The sequence below is a fragment of the Mycobacterium sp. genome (genome assembly GCF_032162105.1).
Taxonomy (GTDB): domain Bacteria; phylum Actinomycetota; class Actinomycetes; order Mycobacteriales; family Mycobacteriaceae; genus Mycobacterium.
Window position 1 is genome coordinate 1 of record NZ_JAVRPS010000044.1, and the last position, 9,432, is coordinate 9,432.

9 protein-coding genes and 2 pseudogenes are annotated in these 9,432 nt (G+C 62.5%); 9 read left to right on the forward strand and 2 right to left on the reverse strand.

Annotated features, from left to right (window positions below; genetic code table 11):
• Nucleotides 1-980 (forward strand): thiolase family protein (locus tag QOC69_RS02060; RefSeq protein ID WP_526435864.1); only part of this gene is annotated, 980 nt, incomplete at its 5' end.
• 33 nt (nt 981-1,013) lie between these two features.
• Entirely contained in the window at nt 1,014-2,024 is a 1,011-nt protein-coding gene (locus QOC69_RS02065; RefSeq protein ID WP_526435866.1) for a TIGR03617 family F420-dependent LLM class oxidoreductase, read from the forward strand.
• A 50-nt stretch (nt 2,025-2,074) separates the two neighbouring features.
• Here QOC69_RS02065 and QOC69_RS02070 read toward each other — a convergent pair whose 3' ends face one another.
• Entirely contained in the window at nt 2,075-2,800 is a 726-nt protein-coding gene (locus QOC69_RS02070) for a TetR/AcrR family transcriptional regulator (protein ID WP_526435868.1), read from the reverse strand.
• A gap of 737 nt (nt 2,801-3,537) precedes the next feature.
• Between QOC69_RS02070 and QOC69_RS02075 the strand changes: the two genes are divergently transcribed.
• The 4 genes and pseudogenes from QOC69_RS02075 to QOC69_RS02090 form a co-directional block, all read left to right on the forward strand.
• The gene (locus QOC69_RS02075) at nt 3,538-4,617 is read left to right on the forward strand and encodes a hypothetical protein (protein WP_526435870.1); all 1,080 of its coding nucleotides are present in this window, start codon (nt 3,538-3,540) and stop codon (nt 4,615-4,617) included.
• Nucleotides 4,618-4,667: 50 nt separating this feature from the next.
• Complete coding sequence (locus tag QOC69_RS02080; protein WP_526435872.1) at nt 4,668-4,985, forward strand: hypothetical protein; 318 nt, start codon at nt 4,668-4,670, stop codon at nt 4,983-4,985.
• 161 nt (nt 4,986-5,146) lie between these two features.
• Entirely contained in the window at nt 5,147-5,524 is a 378-nt protein-coding gene (locus QOC69_RS02085) for a Zn-ribbon domain-containing OB-fold protein (RefSeq protein WP_526435873.1), read from the forward strand.
• A gap of 49 nt (nt 5,525-5,573) precedes the next feature.
• A pseudogene (locus QOC69_RS02090) lies at nt 5,574-5,948 on the forward strand (thiolase C-terminal domain-containing protein); the annotation flags it as partial.
• Between the two features lie 82 nt (nt 5,949-6,030).
• Here the strand turns inward: QOC69_RS02090 and QOC69_RS02095 are convergent.
• Nucleotides 6,031-7,632 (reverse strand): class I adenylate-forming enzyme family protein, encoded by a 1,602-nt coding sequence (locus tag QOC69_RS02095; RefSeq protein WP_526435874.1) that lies wholly within the window; start codon nt 7,630-7,632, stop codon nt 6,031-6,033.
• Nucleotides 7,633-8,106: 474 nt separating this feature from the next.
• Between QOC69_RS02095 and QOC69_RS02100 the strand changes: the two genes are divergently transcribed.
• The 3 genes and pseudogenes from QOC69_RS02100 to QOC69_RS02110 all read left to right on the forward strand — a co-directional run.
• Nucleotides 8,107-8,673, forward strand: a complete 567-nt coding sequence (locus QOC69_RS02100) for a cytochrome c oxidase subunit 3 (RefSeq protein ID WP_526435876.1) — start codon at nt 8,107-8,109, stop codon at nt 8,671-8,673.
• Between the two features lie 5 nt (nt 8,674-8,678).
• Entirely contained in the window at nt 8,679-8,945 is a 267-nt protein-coding gene (locus tag QOC69_RS02105; protein ID WP_526435878.1) for a cytochrome C oxidase subunit IV family protein, read from the forward strand.
• Between the two features lie 58 nt (nt 8,946-9,003).
• A pseudogene (locus tag QOC69_RS02110) lies at nt 9,004-9,432 on the forward strand (hypothetical protein); the annotation flags it as partial.

Here is a 9,432-nt window from a genome sequence, read left to right on the forward strand (position 1 = left end):
ACAACATCGCGCGTACTGCCTGGCTGGCCCATGGCTTTCCCAAGGAGACACCGGCGACCATGGTTGACCGCGCGTGCGGCAGCGGGCAGCAGGCGATCAACGCGATTGCGGCTGCCATCGCGGCCGGCGTGTATGACATCGGGATCGGCGCCGGCGTGGAGATGATGAGCGCCGTCTCGTTCGGCGACGCCGAGGCCATCCAGCAACAGTGGGGTCGCGCGTTCACGCCCGCCTTCCTCGAGCGGTATCCGTTTGTGGGACAAGGCGAGGGTGCGGAGATGATCGCCGACGACTGGGATCTCACCCGCCGCGACCTCGACGAGTTCTCCGCCGCCTCTCACGTCAAGGCCGCACACGCCACCGAGGCGGGAGCCTTCGTGCGCGAGGTCGTGCCGATCGCCGGCGCCAACGGATCCGGCCCGATCGAGGTGACTCACGATCAAGGGATTCGTGCCGACACGACAGTTGAAACGCTCAGTGGGCTGAAGACGGTCTTTCGTCCCGAAGCGGACGGCGGACGCATCACGGCGGGCAGTTCATCGCAGATCAGTGACGGCGCTGCCGCCGTACTGCTGGCGGAGCGATCCATCGCCGAACGCAACGGGCTTCGCGTACGTGCCCGCATCGTTGACCAGGTCGCGATCGGGGTCGACCCGGTGAAGATGTTGGAGGGACCGATTCCTGCGACGACGAAGATCCTGGAGCGAAACGGTCTGTCGATCAACGACATTGACCGCTTCGAATGCAACGAGGCATTCGCGCCGGTAGTCCTCGCATGGGAGCGCGCCCACAAGGTCGATCCCGAACGGGTCAACGTTCGCGGCGGTGCGATTGCCCTGGGGCATCCCGTCGGCGCCAGCGGTGCACGCCTGGTGACCACACTGCTGCACATTCTGGAGGACGAGGATCTCGAGCGCGGCCTGGTCACCATGTGCTGTGGCGGTGGACTGGGTACCGCGACGCTGATCGAACGGGTCTGAACTCTCAACGGGTGGAAGTGAAGGGATCTCCAGGTGCAGATACACATTCAGCTCGATGGCCGACCGGATCAAGCCGGCCAACGAGCGCAGGAGCTGGCCGGTTGTGGCGTGGACGGACTGTTCACCTTTGAAGGCCCCCACGATGTGTTCCTCCCGCTTGCGGCTGCGTCATCAACCACCGACGTCGAGTTGATGACCAATGTCGCCATTGCGCCGCCGCGAAGCCCCCTGCATGTGGCACATGCCGCTTACGATCTGCAACTGATGTCTGGCGGCCGCTTCCGCCTCGGCTTGGGTTCTCAAGTTCGCACCCATATCGAGAAGCGCTACGGAAGCACCTGGAGCCGTCCTGCGGCGAGGATGCGCGAGACGATCCTGGCCGTCAAGGCCATCTACGCGTCATGGCAGGACGGCACCCGGCTCGACTTTCGCGGCGAATTCACCAGCCACACACTGATGACACCCAACTTCAACCCGGGGCCGCACCCGTTCGGCCTACCGCCGATCTACCTCGGTGCCCTCGGCCCGGTAATGACCCGCACCGCCGCCGAAGTCGCCGACGGACTGTTCGTGATGCCGTTTCACTCGGTGCGCCACTTCCGGGAGCGAACACTCGCGGCGGTCGAGGAGGGGCTGGTACGCAGCGGGCGCACCCGCCAGGAGTTCGACATCGTGCCGCAGGTCATCGTGGCGGTCGGCACCACCGACGAACAGCTCGAGGCAGCCACCTGGGGAGTGCGTGCGCTGCTGGGCTTCTACGGCTCGACCCCGGCGTATTCGAGCGTCTTGGAGATCGAGGGCTGGGGTGATCTGCAGCCCAAGCTCAACCAACTGTCCAAGCGGATGGACATCGCCGCGATGACGGACCTGATCGATGACACGATGTTGACCACACTGGCGGTATGCGGCACACCGCAGCAGTGCGCAGACGAAATCACCCGCCGGTTCGGCGATGTCGCCGACCGTGTATGCGTGTACTTCCCCGGCTACACCGCCCCAACCGAGAACATCGCGGCCCTCGCCGAAGCCCTGCACCGGCACTGACAACCCGCGGCCGATCGCGGCGACCACGAGCAGCGCCGGCGTGGCGGTGGTTAGACCGCGACCGCCGAGTCGGCCCAGTCGCCGCGACCCAGCCGATCCAGACCACTCACGACGAACTCGGTGACCGCATTCTCAAGCTGTTCGGTGCTGGCCTGACGGGGCCACGACGGTAGCGAATTCAAGGTCCCCAACGCTGTCAGGGCGGCCACTTCGCTCTCTGCGGGTGACAGCTCTGGATAACACCGCTGAATCAACTTGATCCATTGGTCGATGTAATTGCGCTCCCGTCGACGCAGACGGTTGCGGTGATCCCGCGACAGTGAGCGACCTTCCCGAATCCACACGCTGGCCAACTTGCTTTGGGTCAGCACGTATCCGGCGTGCGCGCGAACCCGCAGTTCGAGGTCAAGGCGCGCGTCGTCGGTGGCCGTGCCAACGACACTGAGCAGACCGTCGATCGCCTGGTCGAACAGCGCAGCGAGAATTTCGCCTTTGCCCTTGAAGTGCCGGTAGATCGCCGGTCCCGATAGTCCGGCAGCGACGCCGATTTCATCGACGCCGACGTGCCCGTAGCCCTTCTCGAAGAACAGTTCAGTCGACACACGAAGTATCTGATCTGCGCGTGTGGACGTTGCTCTGGCCACCGATTCTCCTCCGACAGCAGCACGTTGGCTGCATTGCACGCTTGAGGAAACAAGCTGAATGAGAACGCAGTCTAACATGGCGCGGCGGCCACAGAGGAGCAGTGGCACGTGACGTCTGACCGTGATCGCCACGGGTCTGACCGCGCACCTCCTGGGAGTCACGGCGAATACAGCAACCAGCTGACTTGCTCAGGCATGTCGCGATCAAACACCGCAACAGGTCCATAGCGATACATTCAAGCAGGTAGCGGGCGGATGGCAACACCCCCAGCTGTCGCCCGCTGGTCGCGAGCGCAACATGCCAGCAACTCACCTTCGTCCGGGGCCGCGGCGTAGGCCGAAGCGCCAGCAATGGGTTGACCGCTCCCTTTGCAGTCCCCGGCCGACGCAACTGTGAATCAAGTTTCACGCCGGAACGGCGATCGGAAGCAAGCGGACCGAGGCCAGGCCTGACCGCCATCCGCTCACGCGAATCACGCTGTCGTTCACAGACTTTCCGACGAGTAACTGCGTGCTGGCTGACGGGTCCGTGCCCTCCAGGCCGAATCGGAAGTCCTCGAATTTAACGATCGTTTACCGTTGTAGATCAGCCACTTAGCAATTGGAAGGCGGTGGCTACAATGGCAGAATGCGACCGCATGAGTGAGGAACTTCGCCGAACGATAACGATCGTTGACATATCATCTCGGTTTGACGCAGAATGAATAACCCAGGGTGCCATCAACACCGGGGTGCCGGATCGCACGAGGAGGCGGTGCCATGATCTCGCGTGCGTTGAACCGGGGGCCCGCGGGGCCATCCCGATCGACGACGCAACGTTCATCAGCCGCCCTCCTACCGCGGTGGGGCACGTTCAACAGTGGCCGGTCTTGAATCGTCAACGCATCATCTACCCCGAGGAAGCAGGCATGCACGGAATGCAGTACTACACCTACCTGGAACCGGTCACCCTAGAATCACTGCGCTTGGATCACTCACCGCGTGACAACATGGGCGTGATCCACATCTGTTTCTATGCTCTGCTCACCGGTGAGTCGGGCGCTCGCTACAACGTCATGCGCGGTTTGCCGCACCCCGACAAGCGATCGTCGATGAACTTTGGCACCTACCGTGGCACTGACGAACTCGACGCCACGGGTTCACTGGCGATCCCATTTCGCGAACAACCCCCCGTCGAGCCGTTCTGGTCCACCTATGGTGACGACTCCGTCGTGTACGAAGGCGAAACATTCCGCTACGAGATGGACACCGTTGGCTACCACTGGCTTGATGCCAACGGACGCATCGATCTGCGTGCCGAGCGCCTAGGCCAGGCGTTCAGCTTGTATGTGCCCAAGCAGGACCTGTTCGAGTATCCGATCATTCTGCGGGACCATCTCGCGAAAGTGTCCGGGACGATCGATGGTGAGGCAGTGGAGGGCATCTTTCACGACAGTCACATGTACAGCCAGCCCGACAAGACATTTCAGCAGATCCAGTTCACGAGTCTGCTCGAGGAGTACTGGATGGACTGGCTCGTGGAGTACGACGACGGCTCGCTCGAGGGTGGATTCGCGATGCGCGGTAAGCCGGCCACCGATTACACCATGGCGCATCACTACGTCGACGGACGAAGTCAAGCCCGATCCGATGCACGGCTGGAGATCACCCGCAACGACAACGGAACCATGGAGCACGTCAAGCTGACGCAGGGAAAGACCTTCGAACTGCACTGCGATCAGCACGGCTCCTTCGACTGGCCGCTTCATACCTATGGCACGGTGACCTCAATCGCCAACAGAGACAAGAAGATCGTGAAGAGCTGGAATTACACCGAGAACTGGCCGCGCAACTGGGGTCTCGTGGAGAACTACCAGCTCGCTCACGCTGAGCTCTTCGGCCGCTATCCGTCGCTGCGGGAGATCCTTGAGAAGTCGCGCATCGTCGACGAGACGCTGGTATTTGGCTGAAATGCGGCCGAACACGTCGCGCGACAACTCTGATTCGGAGAGTCATGCACATGAGAACGCCAAGCGAAAGTGACCTCGCCTGGGAGCTGCTCGACAATGTGCGTCCGCACTTGAGCGATCTCGAAGTCAATACGGTCGCCATCCAGCTGTCGTCGTGTGAGTTCTTCGAGGTGATTGCAGCGCTTCTCGCCGTGACCGCGCGCGCCAATGCGGTGGTCCGGGACGATCTCGCGGAGCGTCTTGCCCAGTGGGTGCGACGCTACGACGGGCATCCCGGTCAGGCGCGAGTCGCGTATCTGCTCACGCGTCAGAGCAACCGAGATCCCCTCGCAAGGCGTAGCACCGCCAGCGTCCGTCGGCTGGCGTAGGTGATGGGACCGAACACCGACGGCGGCCGGTGAGCGCAATCAGTGTGGGGCTGGCAATCGACACCGAGGACGGACCTCGCCTCGTGGCCTCTCGGTGCACCGAATGCGATGGCATCGAGTTTCCACGGCAGTCCTCGTGTCCTCGGTGCACCCAACGTGCCATGCTCGATGAGCTCCTGGCCAACGACGGTCTCTTGTGGTCGTGGACCATTCAGCGATTCGCGCCCAAGACACCGTTCGCCGTCGGTGCGACCTTTGTCCCTTTCGGCGTCGGCTACATCGAACTGCCCGGTCAACTCCGAATCGAGTCGCGACTGACTACTGCAGACCCCAACGAGTTGCACATGGGAATGCCGATGCGGCTTGTCCTGGACGCAGGCACCTTCGACGCACCGGCACTATACGAGTTGGCCCCCAAGTGGCGGTGCCATGACAAACGAAGGTGGCGGAGTGCCGGCGATCGTGGGGCTCGGAATCGTGCCCTTCGGCCGTCACCCGGATCGGAGCGGACTCGAGCTGGGGGAGACTGCGGCGCGTGACGCATGTGCAGTGGCATTGGTGCTCGCCTCGCCTCGGTGTGCACGCGAAATGCCCAATCCGGCGGTGTACTTGAGATGCGTCGCCTTCCGGACGCGCCGTTACGCTGCATTCGAGGTGTTCAGCCCCTCAATTGCGCTGAACTTGACTCAGTCCGTCACCGCCGACGCCGCGGCCGCGGCTTTCGCGGGAGCTGATGTCGGGCCCTCCGATGTGCACATCGCGCAACTCCAGGACACCGAATCCGGTGCGGAAATAATGCATCTGGCCGAGACAGGACTGTGTCGACATGGCGAACAGGAGGAGCTCATCCAGCAGGGGGCCTTCGAATGCGACGGCCGCCTTCCCGTGAACACCGATGGCGGATGCTATGAAGTGGCGTTGCAGCTGCGCGGCACGGCAGGTCCGCGGCAGATCCCGACAAAGCCCACGGTGGGGTTCACCCATGTTTACGGTGCGCCGGGTGTTAGTGCCTGCACCGTGTTGACCGTCCAGCCCGCTGTCGGCGCTACGGTTGGCCGCCCTGTTTCACGTCGAGAGTATCCAGCGCGCTTCGTAGTAACTTGCCCGTCGCGTTGCGGGGGAGTTCCTCGACGAAGTAGACGTCGCGGGGGACCTTGTACCTGGCGAGGTTGTTCTTGACGTAGTTCTTGATTTCTTGGGGATCGCGCACCACGTTCGGCGCGGCAACGATATACGCGCTCAGCCGCTTTCCAAAGTCGTCGTCGTCGACGCCCACTACGGCTGCTTCGAAGACATCCTCGCGAGCGGCAAGCAGGTTCTCCACCTCGAGCGGGTACACGTTCTCACCACCGGAGACGATCATGTCGTCGTCACGGCCGTCGATGAAGAGCAGGCCGCTGTCGTCGAAGTGTCCGATGTCGTTGCTACACAGCAGGCCATTGACGATCTCCTTGTGACGACCATCGGTGTAACCCTTGAAACTCGTTGAGCTGGAGACGAAGACCGTGCCGATCGTATTCGCGGTGGTGATCTTGTTGCGGTTGGCATCGTAGAGTTCGACTCTGCATGCCAGGACCGGCTTTCCCACGGTACCCGGCGCTTTGCGCAGATCTCGGGGCGTCGCGATGGCAGCCACTGCGACCTCGGTAGATCCGTACATGTTGTACAGGACGTCCCCGAAGACTTCGCCCGCACGCTCGCACAAGTTCGGCGGCAATGATGAACCCGCCACGAAGATGATTCGAAGCGTCGACGTGTCGTACTTGGCGAGGACGTCGGGGCCGAGGTCGATCATGCGCTGCAGCATCGTCGGCACGACGACGAGGCAACTCGCTCCATTTCGTGCCACATTGCCCAGGGTCACTTCGGGATTGAAGCGTCGTTGCAGAACGACCGTGTTGCCCAGCGCGAGGCCGAGAATGAACTGACCGAGCCCGGTTCCGTGGAAGATGGGGGCGGCGACCACGATCGTCTCGCGCCGCGGCGTTGGAACTCGGTCCAACAGTTGCGCTGACAACATCGGTGAAACGTTGTCCCGTGGAGCGCCTTTCGGCGTACCGGTGGTGCCGCTAGTGAGCAACACCAATCCCCCGGGTCGCCCGGGGGGTGGCAGCTCGTCGGTGCGCTGTGACGCGACCAACGAGTTGATCGTCACCGTGTCGGGATCTAGCTCGGTGTCATCATCACACCAGGTGAGGATGCGCGGAATCGAGTGGGGTATCGCGTCGAGTAGGTCAATGAACTCGCTGTCGTGCAGCACGACGCTGGCTTTCTCGCGCAGAGCGACATCAGCGAACTGCGGTTTCGCAAATCCCGTGTTCATCAACAGCAATCGAGCGCCGATCTTTCCGGTCGCAAGCATCGACAAGACCAGACCACGGTGGTCGCGGGCCAGGAGCGCCACGACGTCACCCTCGTGAATGCCCAACGCGAGAAGGCCGCGAGCGAGCGCATTGGACTGCTCCTCGAGTTCCTGAAAGCTTAAGGGACCGATTTCATCGATGATCGCCGTGGCCGGCCCGTTGCCACGGACACCCTGCAGCACCGCCGCGGTGACGCCGCCGTAGGAGCGCATGTCGCGCGCCGACCTCCACACCAAGTCCGGGCGGCGCGGATCCACCATCCCGCGGCGCACCAGCACTGCCATGCCCCGCGCTAGATCCGACGCTTGGCGAAGCTTGTCCACCGGGAAGCGCAACGTCGACCCCTCGTTTCGGCGATGCCTGCAACCCGGTAGGGGAGCACCGCTGCCTAGTACAAACCGACTATGCGTGAACCAACGTTAATTGTCAATGTGGACTGCCGGCCCTCCGGAGCTCAGACCCGGATGACGGTGCTCCGACAGGGTTGCGCCGCCATTGGTGCGTGCTCACACCGACCGCCGTGATCCCAATATCGGCTGTTGAAACGGATTCTGCCAGACCGACCCGGCATGGGCCTCGGTGGTGGCTCACTGATTCCTGCAGCTGGGTTTCCGGAAATCTGGCGTGGATGACGTTAACGGTCGCTAACCTATGACACGTAACGTCGTCTGGCGAAGGGTAGGCGGTGCGACGATGTTGATTGGCGACTGAGCGTGACAGTGGTGCCACGCCCCAGTGAGCGACTGCCCCCCAGGTCCATGAATCATCGCCGGGGTCACGTACCCGGCGAACCCGGGATGTGGGTGTTCATTCTTGGCGACATGACGGTGTTCGCCCTCATTTTCGGTGCGTACTCCTGGACCCGGCGGCGCGACGCCGGGGAGTTTCTCGCGTCGCAATCACATCTCAGCGAGCCGCTGGGTGCCCTGAATACCGTGCTCCTTTTGACAAGCTCGCTACTGGTGGTGCTGGGAGTTCGGGCCGCACGAACGTCCGCGGGGACGCTTGCCGGAAGTTTCTTCGCTGCCGCTTTCGTGTGCGGGATCGCCTTCTGCGCCGTGAAGTACGTCGAATACAGCACAGCGTGGTCGGGTGGATTCACGATATCGGCGAGTGACTTCTGGCAGTACTACTACATCCTGACCGGACTGCACCTCCTTCATCTCACCCTGGGCCTGGCCTTCCTTGCACTGGTCATCGCGGCAGTGCGGCGATCGCACATTTCGAAGGGCCGGTACGCGGCCATCGAGGGGGCCGCGTGCTATTGGCACATGGTCGACTTGTTGTGGGTCGTCTTGTTCCCTCTGCTCTACATCGTCCGTTGACAGCCATGATTGAGTCCCTGACTTTTCGGTACGTGCTGCTGTGGACTGCGCTGGTCGTGGCAACCTTGGTGTCGTGGGGGTTCGGAGCAGATCGCGAGCCACAGCATCCCGGAATCATCTCTGGGGTCGTCCTCGGTGTCGCCTTCGCCAAGGTGGCCGTGATCGGGTCGCGGTTCATGGAACTCAGGGACGCACCGGCCGCGCTGCGCCTGTTGTTCGCCGGGTGGTGCGCATGCACAGGCATAGCAGTGATTGCAATCAACGTGTGGTGATCGGCCACATGATCAATGAAGAAGGGAAGCACGACAAATGCAAACGAGGCGTGTGCAATTGGCATTCATCTGGTGCGGGCCGCTAGCGGTTCTGCTCTTCCTCATTGGGTGGGTGGTCCTCGCGGGGTACCTGCCCCCGATCGGGCCCACTGCAAGCGCACAGGAGGTTGCCGACTGGTACGTCACGCACTTGACGCGGATCCGCCTCGGGCTGTTCGTCAGCAGCATCGCCATGCCACTGGTCATCCCGTTTGGAATCGCGATCGCCGTCCAATTGAGGGCATCGGAGCGCGCCGTGCCGATCCTCACCTATGGGCAGGTGGCATTCGCCTCCCTGGCGGCGGTGGTCACGGTCTTCACCATGATGGTGTGGGCTGTTGCGGCGTTCAGGCCCAGTGAGACGTCGCCAGACATCACGCGAATGCTGAATGATTTCGGTTGGTTCTTGTTCCTCTTCACGTGGGCGCCGTTCAGTCTGTGGTACGTC

Bases quoted from the DNA above. Each gene is read 5' to 3' on its own strand.
- QOC69_RS02105 (WP_526435878.1), top strand. From the start codon at position 8,679: ATGATTGAGTCCCTGACTTTTCGGTACGTGCTGCTGTGGACTGCGCTG.
- QOC69_RS02100 (WP_526435876.1), top strand. From the start codon at position 8,107: ATGAATCATCGCCGGGGTCACGTACCCGGCGAACCCGGGATGTGGGTG.
- QOC69_RS02080 (WP_526435872.1), top strand. From the start codon at position 4,668: ATGAGAACGCCAAGCGAAAGTGACCTCGCCTGGGAGCTGCTCGACAAT.
- QOC69_RS02095 (WP_526435874.1), bottom strand. From the start codon at position 7,632: ATGGCAGTGCTGGTGCGCCGCGGGATGGTGGATCCGCGCCGCCCGGAC.
- QOC69_RS02085 (WP_526435873.1), top strand. From the start codon at position 5,147: ATGCTCGATGAGCTCCTGGCCAACGACGGTCTCTTGTGGTCGTGGACC.